This is a genomic window from Streptacidiphilus sp. MAP12-20 (genome assembly GCF_041262525.1).
GTDB lineage: Bacteria > Actinomycetota > Actinomycetes > Streptomycetales > Streptomycetaceae > Streptacidiphilus.
Genome location: NZ_JBGCCK010000027.1, coordinates 82,610 through 106,365 on the forward strand (window position 1 = coordinate 82,610; position 23,756 = coordinate 106,365).

The 23,756-nt window shown below is 72.0% G+C and carries 24 protein-coding genes and 1 pseudogene; 12 read left to right on the forward strand and 13 right to left on the reverse strand.

What is annotated here, in order from left to right; all coding sequences use genetic code 11:
- Positions 1 to 254: 254 nt before the first annotated feature.
- Complete coding sequence (locus ABIA32_RS29060; RefSeq protein ID WP_370101786.1) at positions 255 to 2,561, forward strand: SpoIIE family protein phosphatase; 2,307 nt, start codon at positions 255 to 257, stop codon at positions 2,559 to 2,561.
- Between the two features lie 10 nt (positions 2,562 to 2,571).
- Here ABIA32_RS29060 and ABIA32_RS29065 read toward each other — a convergent pair whose 3' ends face one another.
- From ABIA32_RS29065 to ABIA32_RS29080, 4 genes are all read right to left on the reverse strand, one after another.
- Positions 2,572 to 3,567 carry a LacI family DNA-binding transcriptional regulator gene (locus tag ABIA32_RS29065; protein ID WP_370101789.1) on the reverse strand — a complete coding sequence of 332 codons (996 nt, stop codon included), beginning with the start codon at positions 3,565 to 3,567 and terminating at the stop codon, positions 2,572 to 2,574.
- A gap of 109 nt (positions 3,568 to 3,676) precedes the next feature.
- Entirely contained in the window at positions 3,677 to 4,669 is a 993-nt protein-coding gene (locus tag ABIA32_RS29070) for an ABC transporter substrate-binding protein (protein WP_370101792.1), read from the reverse strand.
- Between the two features lie 11 nt (positions 4,670 to 4,680).
- Positions 4,681 to 5,718 carry an ABC transporter permease gene (locus ABIA32_RS29075; RefSeq protein WP_370101795.1) on the reverse strand — a complete coding sequence of 346 codons (1,038 nt, stop codon included), beginning with the start codon at positions 5,716 to 5,718 and terminating at the stop codon, positions 4,681 to 4,683.
- A 14-nt stretch (positions 5,719 to 5,732) separates the two neighbouring features.
- The gene (locus ABIA32_RS29080) at positions 5,733 to 6,464 is read right to left on the reverse strand and encodes an ATP-binding cassette domain-containing protein (protein WP_370101798.1); all 732 of its coding nucleotides are present in this window, start codon (positions 6,462 to 6,464) and stop codon (positions 5,733 to 5,735) included.
- Between the two features lie 200 nt (positions 6,465 to 6,664).
- Here ABIA32_RS29080 and ABIA32_RS29085 point away from each other — a divergent pair, with 200 nt between their 5' ends.
- The 6 genes from ABIA32_RS29085 (at position 6,665) to ABIA32_RS29110 (ending at position 9,173) form a co-directional block, all read left to right on the forward strand.
- Positions 6,665 to 7,393 (forward strand): leucine-rich repeat domain-containing protein, encoded by a 729-nt coding sequence (locus tag ABIA32_RS29085; protein ID WP_370101801.1) that lies wholly within the window; start codon positions 6,665 to 6,667, stop codon positions 7,391 to 7,393.
- A gap of 90 nt (positions 7,394 to 7,483) precedes the next feature.
- Positions 7,484 to 7,705, forward strand: coding sequence for a hypothetical protein (locus tag ABIA32_RS29090; protein WP_370101804.1), 222 nt, complete (start codon positions 7,484 to 7,486; stop codon positions 7,703 to 7,705).
- A 28-nt stretch (positions 7,706 to 7,733) separates the two neighbouring features.
- The gene (locus ABIA32_RS29095) at positions 7,734 to 7,946 is read left to right on the forward strand and encodes a hypothetical protein (protein ID WP_370101806.1); all 213 of its coding nucleotides are present in this window, start codon (positions 7,734 to 7,736) and stop codon (positions 7,944 to 7,946) included.
- On the forward strand, positions 7,943 to 8,140 hold the full coding sequence (locus ABIA32_RS29100) for a hypothetical protein (protein WP_370101808.1): 198 nt from the start codon (positions 7,943 to 7,945) through the stop codon (positions 8,138 to 8,140). Before ABIA32_RS29095 ends, ABIA32_RS29100 begins: the two co-directional genes overlap by 4 nt.
- 73 nt (positions 8,141 to 8,213) lie before the next feature.
- The gene (locus ABIA32_RS29105; protein WP_370101810.1) at positions 8,214 to 8,738 is read left to right on the forward strand and encodes a hypothetical protein; all 525 of its coding nucleotides are present in this window, start codon (positions 8,214 to 8,216) and stop codon (positions 8,736 to 8,738) included.
- 120 nt (positions 8,739 to 8,858) lie between these two features.
- Positions 8,859 to 9,173, forward strand: coding sequence for an antibiotic biosynthesis monooxygenase (locus ABIA32_RS29110; RefSeq protein WP_370101812.1), 315 nt, complete (start codon positions 8,859 to 8,861; stop codon positions 9,171 to 9,173).
- 18 nt (positions 9,174 to 9,191) lie between these two features.
- On the opposite strand, the gene ABIA32_RS29115 is transcribed toward ABIA32_RS29110, so the two are convergent.
- The 5 genes from ABIA32_RS29115 to ABIA32_RS29135 all read right to left on the reverse strand — a co-directional run bounded on the left by ABIA32_RS29115 (position 9,192) and on the right by ABIA32_RS29135 (position 14,054).
- On the reverse strand, positions 9,192 to 9,836 hold the full coding sequence (locus ABIA32_RS29115) for a copper chaperone PCu(A)C (protein WP_370101815.1): 645 nt from the start codon (positions 9,834 to 9,836) through the stop codon (positions 9,192 to 9,194).
- 10 nt (positions 9,837 to 9,846) lie between these two features.
- On the reverse strand, positions 9,847 to 10,590 hold the full coding sequence (locus ABIA32_RS29120; protein WP_370101818.1) for a hypothetical protein: 744 nt from the start codon (positions 10,588 to 10,590) through the stop codon (positions 9,847 to 9,849).
- Positions 10,591 to 10,778: 188 nt separating this feature from the next.
- Positions 10,779 to 11,834 (reverse strand): cation diffusion facilitator family transporter, encoded by a 1,056-nt coding sequence (locus tag ABIA32_RS29125; RefSeq protein ID WP_370101821.1) that lies wholly within the window; start codon positions 11,832 to 11,834, stop codon positions 10,779 to 10,781.
- Between the two features lie 59 nt (positions 11,835 to 11,893).
- Positions 11,894 to 12,676 (reverse strand): TetR/AcrR family transcriptional regulator, encoded by a 783-nt coding sequence (locus tag ABIA32_RS29130; protein ID WP_370101824.1) that lies wholly within the window; start codon positions 12,674 to 12,676, stop codon positions 11,894 to 11,896.
- Positions 12,677 to 12,725: 49 nt separating this feature from the next.
- A complete protein-coding gene (locus tag ABIA32_RS29135) occupies positions 12,726 to 14,054 on the reverse strand; it encodes a wax ester/triacylglycerol synthase domain-containing protein (RefSeq protein WP_370101826.1) in 1,329 nt (442 codons plus the stop codon).
- A 231-nt stretch (positions 14,055 to 14,285) separates the two neighbouring features.
- On the opposite strand from ABIA32_RS29135, the gene ABIA32_RS29140 reads away from it, so the two are divergent.
- Positions 14,286 to 15,275 carry a YbhN family protein gene (locus tag ABIA32_RS29140; protein ID WP_370101829.1) on the forward strand — a complete coding sequence of 330 codons (990 nt, stop codon included), beginning with the start codon at positions 14,286 to 14,288 and terminating at the stop codon, positions 15,273 to 15,275.
- 24 nt (positions 15,276 to 15,299) lie between these two features.
- Here the strand turns inward: ABIA32_RS29140 and ABIA32_RS29145 are convergent, their stop codons facing one another.
- From ABIA32_RS29145 to ABIA32_RS29160, 4 genes and pseudogenes are all read right to left on the reverse strand, one after another.
- Positions 15,300 to 15,875 (reverse strand): flavin reductase family protein, encoded by a 576-nt coding sequence (locus ABIA32_RS29145; protein ID WP_370101859.1) that lies wholly within the window; start codon positions 15,873 to 15,875, stop codon positions 15,300 to 15,302.
- A 378-nt stretch (positions 15,876 to 16,253) separates the two neighbouring features.
- Positions 16,254 to 17,069, reverse strand: a pseudogene (locus tag ABIA32_RS29150) (metal-dependent hydrolase); the annotation flags it as partial.
- 140 nt (positions 17,070 to 17,209) lie between these two features.
- A complete protein-coding gene (locus ABIA32_RS29155) occupies positions 17,210 to 18,991 on the reverse strand; it encodes an SDR family oxidoreductase (protein ID WP_370101831.1) in 1,782 nt (593 codons plus the stop codon).
- Positions 18,988 to 19,890: a M24 family metallopeptidase gene (locus ABIA32_RS29160; protein ID WP_370101834.1), complete on the reverse strand. Its 903-nt coding sequence runs from the start codon at positions 19,888 to 19,890 to the stop codon at positions 18,988 to 18,990. Before ABIA32_RS29160 ends, ABIA32_RS29155 begins: the two co-directional genes overlap by 4 nt.
- Positions 19,891 to 19,999: 109 nt before the next feature.
- Here ABIA32_RS29160 and ABIA32_RS29165 point away from each other — a divergent pair, with 109 nt between their 5' ends.
- The 4 genes from ABIA32_RS29165 (at position 20,000) to ABIA32_RS29180 (ending at position 23,538) form a co-directional block, all read left to right on the forward strand.
- Positions 20,000 to 20,782, forward strand: coding sequence for an NAD-dependent deacetylase (locus ABIA32_RS29165; protein ID WP_370101836.1), 783 nt, complete (start codon positions 20,000 to 20,002; stop codon positions 20,780 to 20,782).
- Between the two features lie 11 nt (positions 20,783 to 20,793).
- Positions 20,794 to 21,684 carry an alpha/beta fold hydrolase gene (locus tag ABIA32_RS29170; protein ID WP_370101839.1) on the forward strand — a complete coding sequence of 297 codons (891 nt, stop codon included), beginning with the start codon at positions 20,794 to 20,796 and terminating at the stop codon, positions 21,682 to 21,684.
- A gap of 39 nt (positions 21,685 to 21,723) precedes the next feature.
- The gene (locus ABIA32_RS29175) at positions 21,724 to 22,155 is read left to right on the forward strand and encodes a DUF3052 domain-containing protein (RefSeq protein WP_370101841.1); all 432 of its coding nucleotides are present in this window, start codon (positions 21,724 to 21,726) and stop codon (positions 22,153 to 22,155) included.
- Positions 22,156 to 22,260: 105 nt separating this feature from the next.
- Positions 22,261 to 23,538, forward strand: a complete 1,278-nt coding sequence (locus tag ABIA32_RS29180; protein ID WP_370101844.1) for an aldolase — start codon at positions 22,261 to 22,263, stop codon at positions 23,536 to 23,538.
- The last annotated feature ends 218 nt before the right edge of the window (positions 23,539 to 23,756 follow it).

Sequence of the window (23,756 nt, forward strand, 5' to 3'; positions counted from 1 at the left end):
CCAGCGAGGCTCTGCCCGCAGCAACCTTGCCCGCAGCAACCCTGCCCACCGGAATTCTGACCACGAGGACCCCGCTTTCGCTTGCGCTGACCAGTCAGCTGAACAGTCATCAGATGACGCCTCTCCTCCATCCAGCGGCCGATTCGCCGTGGCTGCATCCCGGCACCGCTGAACGAGGGAGCAGAACACCCGGCACGGGTGACGCTCGCCCCCGCTCGGTGGCGCAGAGGCACCGGGCGCGTGATGATCGGATCATGTCCGCAGCCAGCCCCGAGCAGCCCCGTGACGCCGACCCGGACCGGCCGAGCTCGCTGACCGAGCTGACCGAGCAGACCGAGTTGACCGCCCTGACCGCGCGCGCCTTCGAGCAGTCCCCGGTGCCCTGGATGCTCTGCGACGTCTCCGGGCGGCTCCTGCGGATCAACGAGGCGATGGCCGGACTCGGCGGCTTTGTGGAGGCGGAGCTGCGCGGTCGGCTGCCGACCGAGCTGCAGGACGGCACCAGCGGGCCGCTGGACCACATCGACGCCTCGGTCTTCGAGGAGTCGGCACGACTGATCCAGGAGGTCGCCAGTACCGGCGTCCCGCAGACCCTGGAGACCTACGTCCGTCCGCCCGGTCAGCCGGGCGCGCACGCCTGGGCCGTCTCGTACACCCCGGTGCGCGACGCGGACGGGCGCCTGGACGCGGTGGCGGTCACGGCGGTCGACTTCACCGAGCAGTTCACGGCGCGTCAGCGCCTGGCGCTGCTCAACGCCGCCGCCGAGCGCATCGGCGCCACCCTCGACGTCGGCCGCACCGCGCAGGACCTGGCCGAGGTGATCGTGCCCGGGTTCGCGGACTTCGCCAGCGTGGACCTGCTGGACGGGGTCTTCCACGGCGACGAACCGGCGGCCGGGCCGCTGAGCGGCGCGGTACTGCTGCGCCGGGCGGCGCAGGCCTGGACCGGGGCAAGCGGCGCGCCGGGTTCGGGCAGCGCACGGGGGTCGGGCAGCGGCGCGGGCGTCGTGGAGGTGGGCGAGCGCGGCACCTACCCGGTCGGCTCGCCTCCGGCGCTCTGTCTGGCGAACGGACGATCCGGGGCCTACACGGCGGGCGACCCCGCTCTGGTCGAGTGGTTCGCGCAGGACGAAGCCAGGGCCGCGTGGGCCAGTGACCACGAACTGGTCTCGCTGCTGGCCGTTCCGATCGTCTCGCGTGAGACGACACTCGGCGTCGCGGTCTTCAGCCGCCTCTCGGCCGCCGCCGAACCGTTCAGCCCGGAAGAGCTCTCGCTGGCCGAGGAGATCGTCGCCCGCGCCGCCGCCTGCCTCGACAACGCCCGCCGCTACACCCGCGAGCGGACCACCGCGCTGACGCTCCAGCACAGCCTGCTCCAGCAGCGCGCTCCCAGCCAAGCTGCCGCCGAGGTCGCGACCCGCTATCTGCCCGCGAGTGCGCAGGCGGGGATCGGCGGAGACTGGTTCGACGTCATCCCGCTGTCCGGGACCCGGATCGCGCTCGTGGTCGGCGACGTCACCGGGCACGGTCTGCACGCGAGCGTCACCATGGGCCGGCTGCGTACGGCGGTGCGGACGCTGGCCGATGTCGACCTGCCTCCGGACGAACTGCTCTCGCACCTCGACGACCTGGTCATCAGCCTGAACGCGGAGGCCCACGCGGCGGCCGAGGCGAGCGCGGCGGAAGCTGCGGAGGCGGCGGAGGCGCAGGCGGCGGCCGGCGAGAGTGAGGCCCCGGGCACTGACGTCGGGGGCGCAGACGGCGGGGGAGCGGACGGCGCCGGGGACATCGGCGCGACCTGCCTCTACGCGGTCTACGACCCGATCTCGCGCCACTGCGCGCTCGCTCGCGCCGGGCACCCCGTTCCGGCGCTGCGCACACCCGACGGGCAGGTGGAGTTCCTCGACGTGCCGGCCGGACCGCCGCTCGGGCTCGGCGGCCTGGCGTTCGAGACGGTCGAGGTGGAACTGCCTGTCGGCAGCCTGCTCGCCCTTTACACGGACGGTCTGGTGGAGTCCCGCTACCGCGACATCGACCAGGGGCTGGCGGCGCTGCGCCGTTCGCTGGCCGTCGCCGGGCCGAGCCTCGACGACGCCTGCGACCAGGTGCTGGCCGCGCTCACCACGCAGCGGCCCGAGGACGACGTCGCACTGCTGCTGGCCCGCACCCGGGGACTGGGCGCGGACCAGGTCGCCGACTGGGAGGTCCCGCCCGACCCTGCCTTCGTCTCCGAGGCCCGCCGACTGGCCTCGCGTCAGCTGGCCGTGTGGGGGCTGGAGGAACTGGTCTTCGTGACCGAGCTGGTGGTCAGCGAGCTGGTCACCAACGCGATCCGGTACGGGCGCTCGCCGATGCGCCTGCGGCTGATCCGGGACTCCGCGCTGACCTGCGAGGTCTCCGACGCGAGCGGTACCGCGCCGCATCTGCGCCGGGCGCGGACCTTCGAGGAGGGCGGCCGCGGCCTGATGCTGGTGGCGCAGTGCTCCACCCGCTGGGGCACCCGGCACAGCCCGGCCGGCAAGACCATCTGGGCGGAGCAGGCGCTGCCGCCGAGCTCGTAGCTCACCCGCTTCATCCCGCGCCGGATCCGCGCGGGATGAAGCGGGTGAGCAGGACCACGGAGCGCGGCGCGGCGCGGTCGCCGTCGATGCGGGAGAAGAGCAGGCTCGCCGCCGTGCCGCCGAGCGCGGCCGGGTCCTGGCTCACCACCGACAGCGGCGGGTCGAGGCGCTCGGCGAGGGGGACGTCGTCGAAGCCGACGATCGCGCAGCCGCCGTGGGTCCCCTCGTTTTTGCCGACGGGGGGAACGTCCAACGCGCCCAGGGTGATCAGGTCGTTGCTGGTGAACAGGGCCGTGGGCCGCGGGACCTGGGCGCGCAGTTCGGCGACGGCCGCCGCCGCGTCCGCCCGGCCGCGCAGTCCGTGCCGGACCAGCTCGGGCGCCTCGGGTATGCCCCGCGCGGCGAGCGCCTCGAGGTACCCGGCGTGGCGCTCGCGTTGGGTCCAGATGTCGAGCCGGTCGCCGAGGTAGCCGATCCGGGTGTGGCCCAGGTCGAGCAGGTGGGAGACGGCCCGGTGGGCGCCGGCCCGGTTGTCGACGGTGACGGTGTCCACCGCCAGGCCGTGGGCGGGCCGGTCCACGCAGACGACCTTGGTGCCGCCGTCCATCTCCCGCTTCAGGAAGCCGTGCCCGCCGCTGGTGGGGACCAGGACCAGTCCGTCCACCCGGCGCGCGCAGAACGCCGCGATCACCTCACGTTCGCGGCGGGGCTCGTCGTTGGTGCTGCCGACCAGGACGAGGTAGCCGCGGCTGCGGGCGGCGTCCTCGACCGAACGGGCCATCAGGGCGTAGAAGGGGTTGGCGAGGTCGTCCACCACCAGGCCGATGATGGAGCTGCGCACGTCCTTCTGCCGCAGCCGCCGCGCGTTGTCGTCCCGCCGGTAACCGAGCCGCCGCACGGCCTGCTCGACCAGCGCCACCCGCTCGGCGGAGACACCCGGCTCGCCCGACACCACGCGGGAGACCGTCATCGGGCTCACCCCCGCGGCGCGGGCGACGTCCTTCATGGTGGGACGTTTGACAGTCGGGCGCTTCAACTCGTGCGGTCCCCTCTACCAGGCGGTCTCAGGAGCCGGTATCAGCGGCGGCTCTCAGCGCAGATCTCAGCCGCAGATCTCAGCAGGCGGACTTGTAGAAGTACTTGCTGACGCTCGGGTCGTCCATGTTCGCCTTGGTGATGGCGACCATGGTGGTGGCGATCGTCGCGGTCACCGGCTTGCCCTGGATCGCCGCCAGGGCCTGGTCCACGCCCTGCCTGCCGATCCCGCCCGGGTCCTGGGCGACCAGCACGTCCAGCGTGCCGTTGCGCAGCGCGGTGATCTCGTCCGGCTCGGCGTCGAAGGCGGAGACCCTGACCTTGCCCTGCTTGCCCGCCGCCTGCAGGCCGGTGGAGACGCCCTGGGCGGTGTTGGTGTTTCCGGCGAAGACGCCGCCGAGGTCGGGGTGGGCGGCGAGCGTGGACTGGATCTGCGAAGCGGCCGTCGCCGGCAGGTCGTTGTCGTAGAGGACCGGGAGCAGGGTGATGTGCGGGTGGTTGGCCTGCATCTCCTCGGTGAAGCCCTTGATCCGCGCATCGGTCGTGGAGACGCCAGGCTTGACGCTGATGACGATGGCCGAACCCTTGTCACCCATCAGTTGCGCCAGCGCTTTCGCGGCCGCGCGGCCGCCCGCCTCGTTGTCGGAGGAGATCCGCGAGACGCCGATGGAGGTGTCGGTGACCGAGGTGTCCACCAGCACGACCTTGGTGCCCGCGCCCTGGATCTGCTGGAGCGAGGGGGTGAGCGCGGTGGTGTCGACCGGCGAGATCAGCAGACCGTCGGGGCGGGTCGCGGCGACCGAGTCCACGATCGGCCGCTGGACCGCGACGTCCCACTGCGCGGAACCGTCGACCTTGAGGTTCACGCCGACCTTGGCCGCCTCCTGCTGCGCGGCGCAGGACATCGTGATGTAGAAGGGATCGCTCTTGACGCCGGTGATCAGCTCGATGGTCTTCTTGCCGGAGCCGGACGGGGTGCCGGGCCCGCCGCCGGAGCTGGAGCAGCCGGCCGAGGCGGCCAGCAGGGCCAGGACCGCGCAGCTTCCGATCGCGTGGGTGGTGCGTCTGTTCATCGCGCGCCTGTTCATGGCGGAGTTCCTCTCTGGATCGAACGTCTGCGGAGCTGGTCGAGGTAGACGGCGAGGACCAGGACGCCGCCGATGGCGACGTCCTGCCAGTACTGCTGGACGCCGATGATGATCAATCCGGTGGTGAGCACGGCGGGAATGAAGACCCCGATCACGGTGCCGAGCACGGAACCGCGCCCGCCGAAGAGACTGGCGCCGCCGAGCACGACCGCCGTGATGACCTTGAGGTTGTCGGTGGCGTGCCCGGCGATGGAGGTCGTACCGAAGTAGGCCAGCCACATGATGCTGCCGAGCCCGGCGAGCAGTCCGATCAGCGCGTAGACCTTGATCAGGTGCCGGTCCACGGCGATGCCGGCCCGCCGCGCGCCCTCCGGGTTGGAGCCGATCGCGTAGGTGTGGCGGCCGAACCGGGTGAAGCCGAGGACCAGGCCGAAGACGAGGGTGGTGGCGAAGGCGATCACGACCAGCCAGGGGATCTGGCCGAAGAGCTTGCCGAAGCCGATGTCGTGCTGGAGCGTCCCGGAGACGGCCCCGGCCGGGTCCTGGCCGCCGGTGATGATCTGGGCGATGCCGAGCGCCGCGCCGAAGCCGCCCAGGGTGACGATCAGCGGCGGCACCTTCGCCTTCGCGACCAGCCAGCCCTGGAGCGCACCCCAGGCGAGACCGGTGCCCAGCGCGATGAGGGAACTGACGGCGATCGTCACCCAGCCGGAGGCGGCGCCGCCGTGGTGGAGGGTGTACTCGCCGGAGAGCACCGCTGCCAGAACCAGCACCGAGCCGACGGAGAGGTCGATCCCGGCGACGATGATCACGAAGGTCATGCCGACGGCCAGGACGAGGTAGATGGCGGCGTTGGTGGCGATCTGGGTGAGGTCGTAAGCGGTCAGGAAGGTATTCGGAGCGGCGAGGGTGAAGAAGACGACGAGCAGGACGAGGACTCCGAAGGTCCACGACTCCTGCGCGGAGCCGACCCGGCGCAGGGCGCGGAGGGCGGGCAGGGCGCGGAGGGCTCGAAAGGCTCTCTGCGTCGTCATGTCGGACTGCGCTTTCATGCCGCACCGCCGTCCAGCGCACCGGTCATCGCGCCCACCAACTCCTCGACGGAGGTGCGCGAGGCGCTGAAGCGCGCGACCCTGCGGCCGAGCCGCAGCACCTCGACGCGGTCGGCGACCGACAGCACCTCGGGCATGTTGTGGCTGATCAGCACGACGGCGATACCCCGGTCGCGGACCCGCCGGATGGTGTCCAGCACCCGCCCGCGCTGGACCACGCCGAGCGCGGCGGTGGGCTCGTCCATGAAGATGATCCGGTTCGCGAACGCCACCGCGCGGGCCACCGCGACCGACTGCCGCTGCCCGCCGGAGAGCGCGGCGACGGGCACCGCCACGTCGGGCAGGTCCACCCCCAACTCGGCGAAGGCGGCGATCGCGGCCGCCCGCATCGCGGACCGGTCCAGCACGTGCAGACGGCCGAGCAGACCGCCGCGACAGAGCTCGCGACCGAGGTGGAGATTGGCGGCGGCGTCCAGGTCGGGGGCGAGGGAGAGATCCTGGTAGACGGTCTCGATCCCGTGCCGCCGCGCGTCGAGCGGCGTGGCGAGCTGCACCGCGCGTCCGTCGACGAGGATCTCGCCGCCGTCGGGGCGCAGCGTGCCGGAGAGCGCCTTGACCAGACTGCTCTTCCCCGCGCCGTTGTCGCCGACGAGGGCGACGACCTCGCCGGCGAACGCGGCGAAGTCGGCACCGTCGAGCGCCTGGACATGGCCGAAGCGTTTGGTCACCCGACGGGCTTCCAACAGCGGTGTGGGGCCGTCCTGTGCGGCGACTGGCTGTTCCGGTATGAGCGGTTCGGACAACGGGCGCCTCCCGGCTTCATGGTAACGTTCACAGCCGATTCACGGATTCTGAGCCTGTCCTGACGGGGCGTCAAGGCATGGCGCAGGCATTGATGGGAACGTTCGCAAGACGCGTGGGGGACCGGATGTCGGAGACCGCCGAGACGCTGAACCTGTGGCAGCACGGCCTTGGCCAGGTTCCTGACACGGTGTGGGACCGGGGCGATGTGGACGTGCTGATCCTGGCGGAGAACGCGCTCACCTCGCTCTCACCACGCGTGGCGGAGCTCCGGCGGCTGCGCACACTGGACCTGGGTCACAACGCCCTCACGGAGCTGCCGGAGGAGATCGGCGCACTGACGAGCCTGACCGACTGCCTCTACCTGCACGACAACCGCCTCACCCGGCTGCCCGAGACGCTGGGCCGGCTGACGCGGCTGCGCTACCTCAACGTGAGCGAGAACCGACTCGGCACGTTGCCGGACTCCTTGGGCTCCATGCGCGCGCTGGTGGAGCTCCGCGCCCAGCACGCGGGCCTCACCGGCCTGCCCGACTCCCTCGGCGGGTTGGACCAGCTCCGCGAACTCTCGCTGCGCGGTAACCGGCTCGACCGCCTCCCGGACTCGGTGACCGGCCTGGTGGCCCTGCGTGACCTGGAGCTGCGTGAGAACGCCTTCGCGCAGGTGCCGCCCCAGCTCGAGGGCCTCCCGCTGCTGCGTCGCCTGGACCTGCGCAGCAATCGCATCACCGCCCTGCCCGACTGGCTCGCGGAGCTGCCGTCAATGGAACGCCTGGACCTGCGCTGGAACCCGGTTGCCGCGGATCCGAGCCTGCTCGCACGACTGGAAGCGGGCGGCTGCGTCGTCTGGCGCTGACCGAGCTCTCAAGCAGTTCGAGATGCCGTCCGATCCGGTGGGTCGCACGCTGGATAGCAGCGACCGATCCGGCAGGAACAGAGGTGACCTATGAAGCTGGCCTTCACCGTCACCAAGACCGGCCCCGACGAATGGACCCTGGGCTTGCGACGCGAGGACACCGACGAACTCCTGCTGACTTTGACGGGGCTGCGCAGCGAGGCCGAGGCGCGCCACACGGCTGAAGGCTTCAGGGCAGCAGTCCACACGGCGCCGGTCCGAGGCGGGGCGGCACAGGCCGCGCACGCGCACTCGCAGAGCGTCGCGGCATGAGCGGATCCGTTGCCGTCGAGAAGTCTCCGTGAGCGGCCCGCCCGGGGTCGGGATCATGGTCTGCGCGGGCTGCGGCCAGGTGACGCCATGGACGCCCTGGGACCGCTGCTCACAGGAGTGCTTCGACATGCCCCGGGCGACACCGCAGGAGCAGCAGGCCGCCATCGAGGCCGCGCCTGCGGCCTACGCCTACTTCATGAGCCACGCGCCGGGCGAGGAAATCGACGAGGGACTGACATGACCGAGCACCACGTGATCGTCTGGGGAATCGAAACCGGGCCCGGAGTCCCCGTCGGCCGCACCGTCGAGGTCGACGCGGAGGAGATCGGCATCGCCGTCACCAAGGCCGACCTGGTCACGCTCCTCGCCGAGCACGATGTGTACAGCCTCGACGACGTGGTGTGGCGCGACGGCGGCGCCGACGACTGGCCGTGACGCACGCCCGCTCCGGCGGCGATGATTCTTTGCGCTGAATCTCAGCGCTTGACTTCATCGCTACCCTGGAGACATGACCGCCCACGACGAACCGCACATCGCCGCCGTCCAAGCGGCCACCGCCATGTTCGACCAGGCACGCAAAGCCGTCGAAGAAGCGATCTTCGCCGCCTACCGCGCCGAAGGCGTCAGCCGCACAGCCATCGCCGACGCGTCCCCATGGACCGCCGCTCACGTGCGCAAGCTGGTCCGCGACGCCGGCATCGGTCCCGACCCCGCCTACGCCCGGCGCACCCAGACCGCCCGCCGGCGCGCCGCCGAAACGACCACGGTCGTCGGCCGCGCCGAACACGAGGCGGAACGCCAGGCGACACCCCCACGCAGCGACCCCTGGTACGTAGCCCACCTGACGCCGACTCAGGCCGCCGACCTTGCCACCGCCGCCCGCAGCAACCCCGACTGGATCGACCGCCTCCAAGCCGTCGCAGAAGCACACCCCGAAGACGCCGACCGGGCGGTCGTCGCCCACGCCACGGAACAGCGGATCCTCGCCGCTGCGGACTACCAGCGCGTCGGCGCGGAACCGCCCACGGAGTAGCCGCACCCGGCCTGCCACGCCGCGCGGATACCGCCAGGGCCGCCGGGCAGGCTCTGCGGGCCGGGGTTAGCGTGGCGACAGGGGATCGGTCAGCGCAGAGTCCTCGGCAAGGGGTTGGTCATGATGAGCTGGGTATTGACCGAGGCCAACGTCACCGTTGCCGCTGAACACGAGGGCCGCCTGATCGCCGCCTACCGCCACCTGATCTCCCAGCCGCTCCCCGAGGGCCTCATCCAGACCGAGATTCTGCGCGGCCCGGACGGAGCCTGGCGCATTCAGACCCTCTGGCGGGACCGGGCCTCCATGGAGGCCATGCGAGCCTCGCTCGAAGGGCCGGAGGCGCCTCGCCTCTTCCGCGAGATCCACGCCAAGCCCGAGTTTTCGATCTTCGATGTGGTCGCTGAGTGGATCACCGCGCAACCGGAAGCCCCGTAGCGGCCGCCTTGGCGCGAGTCAGGACCCTGCCGGCGGGAGTCGGTCCATCCACGTCATCGCGTGCATGACCTCCTCGACCGTGAGGCTGCCGGGCGGGCCGAGGGGGGCCCAGACGTGGACCGTGCCGGAGGTGGTGAAGGTCAGGTCGAGCTGGATGACGTCGTGGAGCTTGGGGGTACGGCGCAGGCCGGTGAGGGCGAGGTGGGTGCCGCCCGGGCGGAGCGTCATCGAGCCGCTGGCAGGAATCGTCGCCCAGGGGAGGAAACGGCCGGACGCGTCGACGATTGCCACCGACGCCGCCCACGGGGTGGTGACGCTGAGCAGGCGGTCGTCGGAGCCGCCGCCGTTGCGGATGGTCAGGTACGCGTCGACCGGGCCGGCGGGGCGCGCGGGTGGGTCGAGGTAGGGGGTGAACATCGCCAGCTTCGCCGGAGCGGCGCCCGTGCCCGCGGCGGAGGCGGTGTCGGAGCGTCCGGCGTGACCCCAGAGGAGGAGCACGAGCGCGAGCAACGCGACCAGCGGTCCCTGCACCAGCAGGGGCCGGCGGGCGCTCGCGAGCCCGCCGCCGCTTCGGCGGGCGGCCGCGGCGCGTTCCAGCGCCTCGGCCTCGGCCTCGAGGGCCTCCAGCTCGGCGAGCTCGGCCGACTCGTCCTCGGGGGTCATCGCGGAGCCGCTACTTGGTGTAGCCGGAGGGCCAGGTCCAGTCCTTGTACGGCGTGGCGGTGCCGACGTCGATCTGGATCTTCTCCAGGTTCTTGAAGACGATGCCGCGCACGTCCCCGGTGTACGGCTTGCCGTCGACGAAGACGGTCACCGTGCCCTTGTGGCCCGCGACCGCGCCGCTGTTCAGCGGCTGGTTCCACAGGTCGAAGAGGTTGCCGAGGGTGTAGGTGTTCTGGCTCGGCGACTCGACGTGGATGACGCCGCTCTCGTCGTGGGTGTGCAGGAAGTAGAAGGACTTGCCGCCGCCCACGAAGGGCGTGCCGTCCGTCTGCTGCTGCAGCGTGTACGGCGGGACGATGCCGATGCCGTAGGGGATGGTGGTCTGCTTGCCGTCCACGAACACCTGGAGGTGCGAGTGGATGTGGTAGACCGTCTGCTCCATCGAGTTGCTCTTGACGATGCCGTCCACGTCGCCGCCGTCGGCCTGGGTGGCGGTGGAGGCGAGCAGCGTGGCGCTCTTGTCGATGGACGGGTCGTGCGCGGCGGCGCTGGCCTGGGCCTTCGTCTTGTCGTTGTTGGCCTTGGTGACCGCGAAGACAGCAACGGTGACGATTCCGCCGATGAGTACCACGCCGCCGACGGTCATCGCGATGGTCATCGTGCGCTGACGCCGGGCCTCCGCCGCGCGCTGGGCGGCGATCTTCTCCTGGGCTATTCGGCGACGCTCGGCGTGCGGCGGCTTGTTCTGGGTCATCGGTCCTCGTTGCTGCTCGGCTGGTGGGGGACGCCGTGCGCCCCCGCGCCGTCACGTTAGTGCGCGGTCGGCTAAGCGTTCCGTAAGACCACCCTTGGAGGGGAGGGGTGCAGCTGAGGATTGTTCAGATATGTACGAAATAAGCAGATCACAGCTTGATAACATCCGGTCAAGTTCGGCCAGGCTGGTCAGTAACGGGCACGGTGGGAGCTGCCGTGCGGGTCACGGCAGTGGCCGGAGTCCGTGCCGGATGGGCGGGTCACGTCCATGGCCGGGCCGAGTTGCAGGGTCTCCGGCGAAGCGTGGTCGACCTGGAGCGTCGTGTGCTCGATGGCGTAGCGCTCGTGCAGCTCGCGCTCCAGCGTCATGCGGACCGCGTGGCAGTCGAGCTCGTCGCGGACCAGCACGTGGGCGGAGAGGGCGGGGTAGCCGGAGGTGATCGTCCAGATGTGCAGGTCGTGGAGCTCGACGACTCCCGGGACGGCGGCCAGGCGCGCGCCCACGGCGTCCGGGTCCAGGCCGGCGGGGGCGGCTTCCAGGAAGATCCGGCCGGACTCGCGGACCAGTCCGTAGCCGGCCTTGAGCATCAGCCCCGCGACGACGAGCGTCGCGATCGCGTCGGCGCGGCTGAAGCCGGTGAGGAGCACGACCAGTCCGGAGATCGCGGTCGCGATGAACGCCCAGGCGTCGTTGAGGATGTGCTGGTAGGCGCCCTCGACGTTGAGGCTGGTCCGGTTGGCCCGGGAGATCAACCAGGCTGCGATCACGTTGATCACGATGCCGACCAAAGCCGTCGCCAGCACCACGCCGCCCGCGACGGGGGGCGGCGAGATCAGTCGGCGCACCGCCTCGTAGAGGAAGATCGCGGCGAGGGCGAGCAGGGTGATCCCGTTCGCCTGTGCGGAGAGGATCTCGGCGCGCTTGAGGCCGAAGGTCAGTGACCCCTTGGCCGGGCGGGCGGCCAGCCGCATGGCGATCAGGGCCAGGGCGATGGAGGCGGCGTCGGTCAACATGTGACCGGCGTCGGAGATCAGCGCGAGGGACCGGGCGAAGAGCCCGACGGTGACCTCGGCGGCCATGAACGCGGCGATGAACCCGAGCGCGGCGAGCAGGTAGCGGCGGTCGGCGTCGGCGGAGACGCCGTGGCTGTGGCCCGCGTGACTGCTGGGACCCCCGTGCTCGTGGGCGTCGTGGCCGGCATGGCTGTGTGCGGTGTCGCGGCCGTGGGTGGTGTCGTGGCTCACGGTCGCTCCTCGGTCGGCTGGTCTCGACAGGAACTATACCGGAAGGAATGAACAATCCTTCATATCTGATGATCGGAGGCCAGCCGCAGCGCCTCGCCCGCGAGCTCCCCGTCCCCGAGCAGGGCCAGCAGCCCGCCCAGCAGCTGTCCGGCCGGTCCCTCCGGTCGTTCCAGTGCGAGGTAGCGGCGCATCGCCGGGCCCAGTTCCGGCTCGTGGACCTGCACCACCAGCAGCTGGACGACGAACTCCTGCACCAGCATGAGCTGCAGCTCGTCCCGGTGCAGCCGCTTCTCCCGCTGCTGGTCCTGGAGCCAGGCCAGCGCGGTGATCTCCGCGTTGCCGATCCAGGTCCGCACCGCGAGCCGGATCCGGGGGCTCGGGTCCATGAGGCCCAGGTGGGAGAGGACAGCCAGCTCGGCGGCGTGCCGGACCTGGTCGATCACCGCGCCCGTGCCGGGGCTGGACGCCGCCGAGCCGTTGCGCAGCAGCGCGGCGAAGCCGGGGCCGTGCGCGTCGACGAAGTCGAGGTAGCGGCCCATCACCCGGTGCAGCCGCTCGGAGAGCGGGCCGTGCTTCGGCTCCTCGAAGAGCGCCGCCATCTGCCGACCGGCCCGGCGGATCGCCTCCTCGTAGAGGCCCTGCTTGCCGGGGAAGTAGTGGTAGACCAACGGCCGGGAGGCGCCCGCGGCGGCGGCGATGTCGTCGATGGACACCTCCTCCGGCGCGTGGTGCGCGAAGAACTCGAGCGCGACGGCGATCAGCTGCTCGCGCCGCTGCTCGACGCTGAGCCTGCGACGCGGCCGTGGCGCGGCGGCGCCGGACGAACCGGTGGCGGCGGTCATGGGAGGCAGCTTAGACCGGACGGTCTTGAGCCGTCCGGGCTTGTCCCCGTCAGCACGTCGCCAGCAGTTCTGCCATGGACGCGTCCAGGGCGTCCCGCAGGTCTGCCGTGCGGGCGGGGGACGCGAAGCGGCCGCGGAGGCCGAGATGGACCCGGCCGAGGTAGCTGCTCACGGCGACGGCCAGGGTCTGCCGCTGGGCCAGCGGCGGCAGCGGATGGAGGCCGGTCAGCGCATGGCCGCCGAGCGAGAAGGAGAAGTCGGGCATCGGCACGTTGGTGACCAGGGCGTCGAAGAGCAGCGGCGCCGAGGACCGGAGGAGAGGCGCGGTCAGCTGATGGCCGGACGCGGGCAGGAGGTCGGCCAGCAGGGCCACCGCACCCGCGCCGCGCCGGGGGCCGCGCCGCTTGTGAGCGTCCATGGCCTCGCGGACCAGCCGCAGCCGCTCGCGCGGATCGGGCTCGGAGACGGGCAAGTCGACCAGGTAGCCGGAGAGCCGATTGCCCCCGGCGGTCGCCCCGGACCGGCGGCCGCCCCGGTCGCTGACCGGTACCAGCACGCGCGCGTCGTCCGACTCGCCCCACGCGCGCAGCGTTCCGGCCAGCAGGGCGAGGACGACGTCGTTGACGGTGCCGCCGTGGGCCTTCCTGACGGTGCGGATCTCGTCGAGGTCGAGCGTCGGCAGTGCGAGCGCGGGCGGTCCCGGAGCCGGGCGGCGCAGCTCGGAAGGCCGGAGCAGGGCGCGCTCGACGCCCCCGACGGAGGCGAGGAGCGCGTCGCCGGCGAGCTCTGCCGCGCGCAGGGTGCGGCGGGCCTCGACGGGTATGGCGCGGAGCAGGCGCAGCGGCAATGGGCCTGTCGGCGGCACGGTGGCCGGGCGGGACGTCGTGGACGTCGTGCTGCGCGGCGGAGCGTCGGCGAACTGGTCGAAGAGGCGCATGCCGACCTCGAGGGCGCGGAGCCCGTCGACGGCGGCGTGGTGCACCTTGAAGAGGAGGAAGAAGCCGGTCCCCGTGCTGAGGAGATGGATCTCCCACGGCGGCGCGTGGCGCGGGACTGGCTTCGCCATGAGCGCGGCCACGGTGTCTTCCAGGCCGGTCGCCGACTGGTCCACGGCGTGGTGGGTGAGGTGGGCGGTCGCGTCGAAGTCGGGCTGGTCCTCCCAGTACGGGCCCTCCAGCGGATTCCACGAGCTGCGCACGCGGCGGCGCAGCCGCGGAATCGTCTGCGCGCGGGCGGCGAGTACGCCGATCAGGGCGTCTGGATCGACGGTCACGCCCGGGGCGGGGAGGAAGGCGGCGAGGGCGCCGATATGCAGGGGGGCGTCGGGTGCTTCCAGGCTCCAGAAGGCCGTGTCCAACGGGCTGAGCCTGGTCGTCATCCGTGCGTTCCCCTTAGCGTCGTCCGGTGGGTCGGGGCGTGCCCCGGAAGGCCAGTGTCGCGGTCGAGTGTTGCGGGCAGGTGTTCGTACCGAGAAGTTTCATGTTTGCCTGATGACGCGTCGGGAACGGAAAGAGCATGTCACGGCCCGTGCTTCCGGTCCGTCCGGTGCTGCGGTCGAAGGTCCGCGGAAAGCGGAGAGTTCTACGCCATGTCCTCGAACAGTCCTGACGTGGCGAAGAGTGCTGAGCCGGATCCGGAGCAGCCGGAACAGTCAGGGGAACCGGAGACCGCGCCGCGGCACCCGCTGCGACTGAGGCGACTGGTCACCGTCGCGCTCTGCGCGATCGTGGCCTACGTCGTGCTGCTGCAGATCGTCCGGCACGACGCGAACCCGCTGCCGGTGTTGGAGCGGGCAAACGCCGGATGGCTGGTGCCGGCTGTGCTTGCCGCGGTGGGCGGATCGATCGGGTCGACCGCCGCGATCGTCGGTTTCGTTCCGGAGCGGGTGTCTCTGAGGAGAGCACTGCTCGCGCAGCTGTCGGGGTTCTTCGTGAACCTCGCCACCCCCGGCGGTCTCGGCAGCGCGGCCGTCAATACCCGCTTCCTCGCCCGCTCGGGCATCCCCCAGGCGCAGGCCCTGGCGAGCGTCGCCCTCGGGCAGATCATCGGCCTGGTGCTGCACCTGTTGCTGCTCGTCGGCTTCGGCACCTACATCGGTGCGGACTACGCCGCCTCGCTGCCGACCGGCGCCACCCTGCTCATCGCCGCAGGCTCGCTGGCGGTGGTCCTCGGCGCCGGGGTGGGGGTGCCCCGGCTGCGCCACTGGCTGGCCGCGCGGCTGCGCGAGGCCGGGCCGCGCTTCGCCGAGCTGCTGCGGCAGCCGGGCAAGCTCGCCGTCGGCATCGTCGGTCAGCTGGCGGTGACCCTGATGGCCGCCGCGAGCCTCTGGTTCTGCGCCCGGGCCTTCGGGCAGTACCCCGGCTTCGCCGAGGTGACCGTCGCACAGCTGCTCGGCTCGACGGTGGGCTCGGCGATCCCGACGCCCGGCGGCATCGGCTCGACCGACGCGGCGCTCGCCTACGCCCTGCGGGTGACCACCGGCACGCCGACCGCGACGTGGGTGCCGGTGGTCCTGGTCTACCGGCTGTGCACCTTCTGGCTGCCCCTGCTGCCCGGCTGGGCGGCGTTCCTCTGGCTGCAGAAGCGCGACGCGTTGTAAGGGCTGTGAGAGCCGCGCGTCCGTTCAGAGGTCGAGCACGAGCTTGCCGTCCTGGCTGCGGGAGACGCAGATGAGCATGGAGTCCGCGCGCTCCTCCACCGTCAGCAGTTCGTCGCGGTGCTCCGGCGTGCCGCCGAGGACCCTGACCTTGCAGGTTCCGCAGAAGCCCTGCTCACAGCTGTAGGCGAGGTCGGGCAGGCGGTCGCGCACGGCGCTGAGCACGCTGCGGTCCGGCGGCACGGTGAGCGACTCGCCGGTGCGCCGCAGCTCGACCTCGACGGTGTCACCGTGGGCGCTCCCGTCGGCCGGGTGGAAGCGCTCCAGGCGCGCCTCGACGCCGGGGCGCAGCGTGGCGAGCGTCGACACCACGGCGTCCATCAGCGGCTGCGGGCCGCAGACGTGGACGACGGCGCCGTGCGGGGCCGCCTCCAGTGCGGCGGCGAGGTCGGGCAGCCCCTCGGTGTCGGTCTCGACGACGGTCACGCGCTCACCCGCCTCCGCGAGAGCACCGATCTCGTCGAGGAACGGCATGCTCGTTCGTGAGCGCCCGACATACAGCAGACGCCAGTCACAACCGCGAGCAGCGCTCTCGCGAACCATCGACAGGATGGGCGTGATCCCGATCCCGCCCGCGACGAAGAACCGCGGCCCGGCGCCCGCTGCGAGCGGGAACCGGTTGCGCGGCCGGTGCGCCTGCGCCGACGCGCCCGCCGTCAGCGACTCGTGCACCTCCTTCGAGCCGCCCCGGGTGTCCTCGGTCAACCGCACACCGATCCGGTACGCGCTGCGGTCCGCCGGATCCCCGCACAGCGAGTACTGCCGCACCAGCCCCGAGGGCAGCAGCAGGTCCAGGTGCGCACCCGGCTCCCAGGCCGGCAGGTCCGCCCCGTCGGCCGAGGTCAGCAGCAGCTCCGCGACGTCCTCGGCGGGCGTGCGCCGCTCGGCCACGACCAGCTGCAGCGGACGCGTCGCCGCCTCCGCCTGCTCGGCGGCGGCGCGCGCGGCGGGCGAACTCGCGAGATAGGCCAGCGCCTTCGCCGTCGAGCCCTCCTGCGTCGGGTGGTAGCGCTTGCGCATGTAGCGCGGCACCGCGCTGAAGATGTCCTTCGGCGCGGGCACCAGGCCGGCCTTGGCCGCGCGCACCCAGTCCTTGATCTTCGGCTCCAGCGCCCGGCGCTGAGCGGGCGTCAGCTCCGGATCGTGGGCGATGAAGAACTTCACGCCCCGGACCCAGAGCCAGAACAGCGTCGGGAAGACCGTCGTCATCGTCCGCAGCCGCCGCGAGTAGCGGCCGTCGACGTGCTGGAAGACGTCGTAGGCCACCGAGCGGTGCTCGACCTCCTCCGCGCCGTGCCAGCGCAGCAGGTCCACCATCACCGGGTCCGCGCCGTAGCGCTCGAAGCCCTTCGCGTCCAGCACCCACTTGCCCAGCACGGCGGTGAAGTGCTCGATCGCGGCGATGAAGGCGACCCGCTCCTTGAGCCACCAGGCCGTCGCGGCGGGCGGCGCGGTGTGGTCGCCGAGCAGGTGCTCGAAGAACCAGTCCATCTGGTCGGTGTAAGGGGAGGGGTCAAGGCCCTGCGCGACCAGGTGGTCGAGGACGGTCGAGTGCGCTTGCGAGTGCACGGCCTCCTGGCCGATGAACCCGATCATGTCCTCGCGCAGCCGCGCGTCGCGGACCAGCGGCAGCGCCTGCTTGTAGACGTCGACGAACCAGCGCTCACCGGCGGGCAGCAGCAGGTGCAGCACGTTGATCATATGCGTGGAGAACGGGTCGTCGGGGACCCAGTGCATGGGGGTCTCGGCCCAGTCGAAAGTGACTCGGCGCGCCTGCAGCGGCGCGTGCTCGGTGCTGACGGCGAGTTCGGTCACGGTACTCGGCTCCTTGTCGTACAGGTTCGTGCGAGGGAAGAAGTTCAGGGGAGGAGTGCGGCTCAGCGCGGAGTGAGGTCCCTGCGGGCCACGAAGCGCAGCGCGCCCGGCGCGAAGCGGCTCAGCGCCTGCCCGATGCGCGCCTCGGCGGCCACCGGCACGACCGGACGGTTCTCGCGCACCGCGCGCAGCACCGCCTCGGCGATCCGCTCCGGGGGCAGGTTGCGCAGCCGGTAGAGCCGGTCCGCGTTGCGGCGCAGCCGGTCCTGCTCGCCGTCGCTGACGCCGACGTAGCGGGTGGTCTTGGCGATGGCCGTGTTGACGAACCCGGGGCAGACGGCGCTGACGCCGATCCCCTCGTCCGCCAGCTCCGCGCGCAGGCATTCGCTCAGCATCAGCACCGCGGCCTTGCTGGTGGCGTAGGCGGCCAGCGTGCGCGAGGGCAGGAAAGCGGCGGCGGAGGCGATGTTGACGATGTGTCCGCCCTCGCCGCGCTCCTTCATCATCGCGCCGAAGAGCCGACAGCCGTGCACCACGCCCATCAGGTTGACGCCGAGCACCGCGTCCCAGTCGGAGGTCTGCGTGTCCAGGAACGCGCCGCCGAGCCCGATGCCGGCGTTGTTGACGACCACGTCCGGTACGCCGTACTCGGCCTGAACCGCCTTGGCGAAGGACTCCATCGCGGCGACGTCCGAGACGTCGACGGCGTAGGAGCCCGCGTGCGGCGCGCCCAGCAGCGTCGCGAGCTGCGCGGTGCGGGCGGCGGAGTCCGGGTTCAGGTCGGCGGCGACGACCGACGCGCCCGCCTCGGCGAAGGCCAGCGCCGTCGCCCGGCCGATCCCGCTGCCCGCGCCGGTCACCACGACCAGCTGTCCGGTGTGCGCGGGACGCGGCTCCGCCGCGAGTTCCACGGTGTGGTGGACCTGTGCGCGCTCAAGGCCCGGCGCGGCCGGGCCGCCCTCGACGTGGGTGACGAACTCGTCGATCCAGCGGGCGAGCACGGTCTCGTGCGTCAGCGGCGCCCAGTGCCCGGCCCGCAGCGGCCGGCGCCAGAGCCGGTCGACGTAGGGCTGTGGGGCCTGCCCGGCCATGGACGGGGTGACGAAGAGGTCCTTCTGCGGCAGCACGAGCTGGACCGGGATGTCCGTGGGCCGCCGCCGGGGGCGGGACAGCCGGGGGATCATGTTCGCCCGGTAGAGCGCGAGGCCGCGCACGGCGTCGGTCGGGAAGGTCGGCGATCCGCTGCCGTGCGGCACGCCCTCGAGCGCGCGCAGCAGGGCCGGCCAGGCCTTCACCATCGCGGTGCGCCAGAGCAGCGGCGGCAACAGCGGCAGGTGGAAGTAGCCGATGTACCACGAGTGCACGCCCTGCCACGCCGCCTGCGCGAGCCCGCGCGGGCTGGGGTGGCGCAGCTTGTCGCGCATCCACTGGCCGACGTGGTCCAGGCAGGGTCCGGAGATCGAGCTGAACGAGGCGATCCGGTCGGCCAGCGCGGTGCCGGTGACGGACTCCCAGGACTGGATCGAACCCCAGTCGTGGCCGACCAGGTGCACGGGCCGGTCGGGGGAGGCATGTTGGAGCACCGCGCCGAGGTCGGCCTCGAGCGTCGCGAGCGTGTAGGCGCCGATCCGGCGCGGCGCGTCCGAGGCGCCCGCTCCGCGCACGTCGTAGGCGACGACGTGGTGGCGCTCGGCGAGCTGCTCGGCGATGGGCCGCCAGACGGCGTGGGTGTCCGGGTAGCCGTGCACCAGCACGACGGTGGAGGCGGCGGAGCGGTCGCCCCACTCGAACACCGCCAGCCGCACGCCGTCGGGCGCGGTCACGAAGGACTGCTGCTCCTTCACGCTGCGCTCCCCTCGGGCTGGGCCTGCTCGGCCTGGGCCTTCTGTGGCTTGGTCTTCTGCAGCTCGGTGTTCCTGGGCGTCGCGGCCCAGTTCCTGACGTGCGGAAGGTCCTCGTCGAGCCAGTACGCGTCGTCCTCGGTGACGACGAGCAGTTCCTCGAACTTCGCGCCCACGCGGCGCAGTCCCAGGTGCGGCTCGACCGCCCACAGGCCCGGCGTCGGGGTGTGGGCGGAGGACTTGCCGTCGGCCCAGAGGGGAGAGCGGTGCTGGATCCGCTCGCCGATCAGTTCGCGGCCGAGGGTCTGCAGGCTGCGTACGCCGAATCCGGCCACGACGGTGCGCGGACCGCGCACCTTGAGGCGGGTGACCTGGTGCGCGAGCACCCGGCCCGGGTAGACGCGGTGCCGGTTCTCGTAGCCGTGCTTCGCGATCAGGCCGTCCACGGAGCGGTAGATCTCGTTGAGCGGCTTGCGCTCGCGCACCTCGGCCAGGATCAGCGCCCGGTACTCCTGGAGGTCGTCGAGGATCTGCTGCTGCACCAGGTTGCCGCCCAGACTGGCGGCGTAGCCGATGTCGGCGGTGTAGCCGTCGGCGACGGGCGCGCAGTCGAGGATGTAGGGCATGCCCTCCTCGAGCCGGCGGTCGGTGGGGAAGAACTGCAGGGGGGAACGGAACTTGTGGAATACCGTCCGGTCCCCGAACCAGGCGAACGGCACGTGGAACCAGTCGTCCGCGCCGTTGGCCTCCAGCCAGCGCCGCATCCGTTGCGCGGCCTGCTTCTCGGTCACACCCGGCTCCAGCGTCGCCGCGACGCTCTCGGCGCAGCGGTACGCGAGCTGCTGAACAGCGCGGAAGCGGTCCAGGTCCTCCGGCGCCCAGGCCGGCTGCTTATTAGACATGTTGTCAACATACTGCTGAGTCACCTCCGCGCAACAGGTCTCTGCGAGGAGAAAGTGCGCGCGAAGATCGGGTCGCCGTTCGGTGCCGGGGCTGGCTAGGTTTCCTGCCATGAACGCTGCCGCGAACGCCGCTGCCGCTCGCCCTCTCGTCGCCGTGCTGAGCGGAGCGGGCCTGTCCACCGACTCCGGCCTGCGCGACTACCGCGGCCCCCAGGGCCTGTGGCGGGACGACCCGACCGCGCAGCGCATGGTCACCATCGCCGACTACCTCGCCGACCCCGAGGTCCGCCGCCGCGCCTGGCGGATGCGGCTGGAGACCGGCGTCCTGGACGCGCAGCCCAACGTGGCCCACCGCGCGCTGGCCGCATACGAGCGGACCGGCCTGCCGATCCGCGTGCTCACGCAGAACGTCGACGGCCTGCACCAGCTCGGTGGCGTCAGCCCGCGCAAGGTGCTGGAACTGCACGGGACGGCGCGGAGGGTGCAGTGCGTGCGCTGCAAGGTGCGCGGCGCCATGGCCGATGCCCTGGCCCGGGTGCGAGCGGGGGAGGCCGATCCGCCCTGCCCCGCGTGCGGGGGCGTGCTCAAGCCCGCCACCGTCCTCTTCGGCGAACACCTCGACCCGCAGGTACTCGGCCAGGCGCGGGTCGTGGCCGCCGCGTGCGACGTGCTGCTCGCGGTCGGGACCACCCTGCAGGTCCACCCGGCAGCGGGGCTCGTCGACATCGCGCTGGCGGGCGGAGCCCGGGTGATCGTCGTGAACGCCGACCCGACGCCCTACGACGACCCGGCGGCGGAAGTCGTCCGTGAGCCGATCGGCACCAGTGTCCCCGCACTGCTGCGCCGTCTCGCGCTGGAAGCGGGCGTGGCGTGGCCGTCTGACGATGTGTGAGGATGCGAACCGTGTCGATCAACAGTGCTGAAGAGTTCGTAGCCACCTCTACCTTCACCAGCGACGACGGGGCCGAACTCGGCTACGCCGTACGCGGGTCCGGCGCGCCGATCGTCTGCCTGCCGGGCGGCCCCGGCGCGGACGTCCGCTACCTGGGCGGGCTGGGCGGCCTGGACGCCCACCGCACGCTGATCCTCCCCGACCAGCGCGCGACCGGCCGCTCGCCGGTGCCCGAGGACCGCACGCGCTGCGCGTACACAGCGCAGGCGCGCGACGTGGAGGCCCTGCGCCGACACCTCGGCGTCGATCAGCTCGACCTGCTCGGCCATTCCGCGGCGGCGTTGACGGCGCAGGAGTACGCGGCCGCGTTCCCGGGGCGGGCGCGGCGACTCGTCATCGTGACCCCGGTCGGCCGCGTCTCGCGCGAACCGGACGCGGCGGAGCTCGCCGAGATCAAGCTCGGCTTCGCGGCGGAGCCCTGGTACGAGTCGGCGCGCGCGGCGGAGGCAGAGCTGGCCGCGGGCGGGGTCGCTGCGGACCGGATCGATGAACTGATGTTCCGCACCGTGCCGTTCGTGTGGGGACGGTGGACCAAGTCCGCCGCCGCTCTTTATGCGCAGCCGATGGACAACGCCCCCGACTGGTACCGCGCGGCCTTCTACGCCGGTGGGCCCGCCCCGGAGCAGAACGCGGGGCGGCTCGACCGCCTCGCCGCGTCCGGCGCGCGACCGCTGGTCCTGGCCGGTGGGCGGGACGGCATCGTCGGCACCGCGCCCGCGCGCCGTGTCGCCGAGCTGCACCCGGGCAGTCGACTGGTCGTCTTCGCCGAGGCGGGGCACCGGCTCTGGCACGAGGAGCCGGAGCGCTTCGTCGCCGAGGTGCTGGCGCATCTGGACGCGTGAGAGCGTGCTCGGGGCGGGTCCGAATGCGAGGATCGGGGCATGACGGACTCGGGTTACTCGGGCACGCCGCTGGCGAAGAAGCTCCGCATCAAGCCCGGCCATCGCGTGGCGCTGCTCCACGCGCCGCGGGGCTGGGCCATCCCCGAGCTGCCGCCGGACGCCCGCCTCGACCAGGACCCGACGGCGGCGGACGTGACGGTCGCCTTCTACCGGGAGACGGCCGAGCTGCGAGCCGACGCGAGGAAGTTGGTGGCTGCGCTCCAGCCGACGGCCTGTCTCTGGATCACCTGGCCGCGCCGGGCGGCGGGTCACCTCAGCGACATCACGGAGAACGACCTGCGCGAGGTCTTCCTCCCGCTGGGCGTCGTGGACGTGAAGGTGGCTGCCGTCGGGGAGGACTGGTCGGGGCTGGCCTTCGTCTGGCGGAAGGAGAACCGACCGGCTTCGGCCCGGTCCGCAACAAAACGTTGACGTGGCTGCGGTGCGTCGATAGCGTCCCATCAACAAACTGTTGATCTGACTGATCTGTCGATCTGTTGACGTCTACCGTGCCGAGGTACGGGCGAAGGGGCAGTCATGGCCGCGCGAACCACGTTCTCCAGCAGCCTGCGGGAGGTCATCGAAGCCGACCTCGCCGGGGTCGACGCGGATCTCGCCGCGCGCTACCCGGGCGATCCTGGCACCCGCCAGCCCGTCCACACCGTCTACGTCCCGGCCGACGCCCTCGCCGAGCGCGGCATCGGCGAGCTCGTGGGCGACTGGGGCCGACAGGCCCTCGACCTGCTCGACGCGCATGCCCCGGACGCCGCGGCCCTCGCCGCCGTCGTCGGCCAGCAGGACGCCGCCCTCGCGGCCGACGTGCACGACCGCGTCCGCGCCAAGCTGGAGCGCGAGCCGATCGAGGACCTGCGAATCGACTTCGAGGACGGCTACGGCCCTCGGCCCGACGCCGAGGAGGACGCTGCCGCCGTGCGCGCCGCGCAGCTGGTGGCCGCCGCGGTCGCAGAGGGGAACGCGCCGCCGTTCGTCGGAATCCGGATGAAGTGCATGGAGCCCGCCGTTCGGGCCCGGGGCATCCGCACGCTCGACCTCTTCCTCACCGGCCTGCTGGACGCGGACGCCGGCGCGCTCCCCGAGCAGCTGGTCCTGACGCTGCCCAAGGTGACCTACGCGGAGCAGGTCGCGGCGATGGCCACGCTGCTGGACGGATTCGAGCAGGCGGCGGGCCTCCCGGCGGGACGGATCGGCTTCGAGATCCAGATCGAGACCACCCAGGCCATCCTTGGCGCGGACGGCCGCGCCACCGTGGCGCGGATGATCGAGGCGGCTCGGGGCCGGGCGACGAGCCTGCACTACGGCACCTTCGACTACAGCGCCTCGTGCGGGGTGAGCGCGGCGTACCAGAGCATGGAGCACCCGGTCGCCGACCACGCGAAGGCCGTCATGCAGGTGGCGGCGGCCGGAACGGGCGTGCGCCTGTCGGACGGTTCGACGAACGTCATCCCGACCGGCCCGACCGAGCAGGTCCACGCGGCCTGGCAGCTGCACCACCGCTTGGTCCGCCGTTCGCTGGAGCGCGCCTACTACCAGGGCTGGGACATGCACCCCGGCCACCTGCCCACCCGCTACGCGGCGGTCTACGCCTTCTACCGCGAGGGACTGGACGCCGCCGCCGCCCGCCTGTCCGCGTATGTCGCGCGCGCGGGCGGCGACGTCATGGACGAGCCGGCGACGGCCAAGGCCCTGAGCGGCTACCTCCTGCGCGGTCTGGACTGCGGCGCGGTCGACGCGTCGGAGGTCGAGAAGGCCTCCGGCCTCGACCGCGCGGCGCTCGACACGCTGGCCGGACGCTGATTTGGAGCCGGGGCAACGCGTGGCGTAGTGTTCTACGAGTTGCCCCGGTGACCGCCCTGATTGAGGCGGAACGGGAAGACGAAATCCCGGTGAATCGGAGCTGAAAAGCTCTGATAGGCTGGGAAACGAAGGAAGCGCCCGGAGCGGCCCGAAAGGGAAGCAAAGGAAGCGTCCGTTCCTTGAGAACTCAACAGCGTGCCAAAAGTCAACGCCAGTTA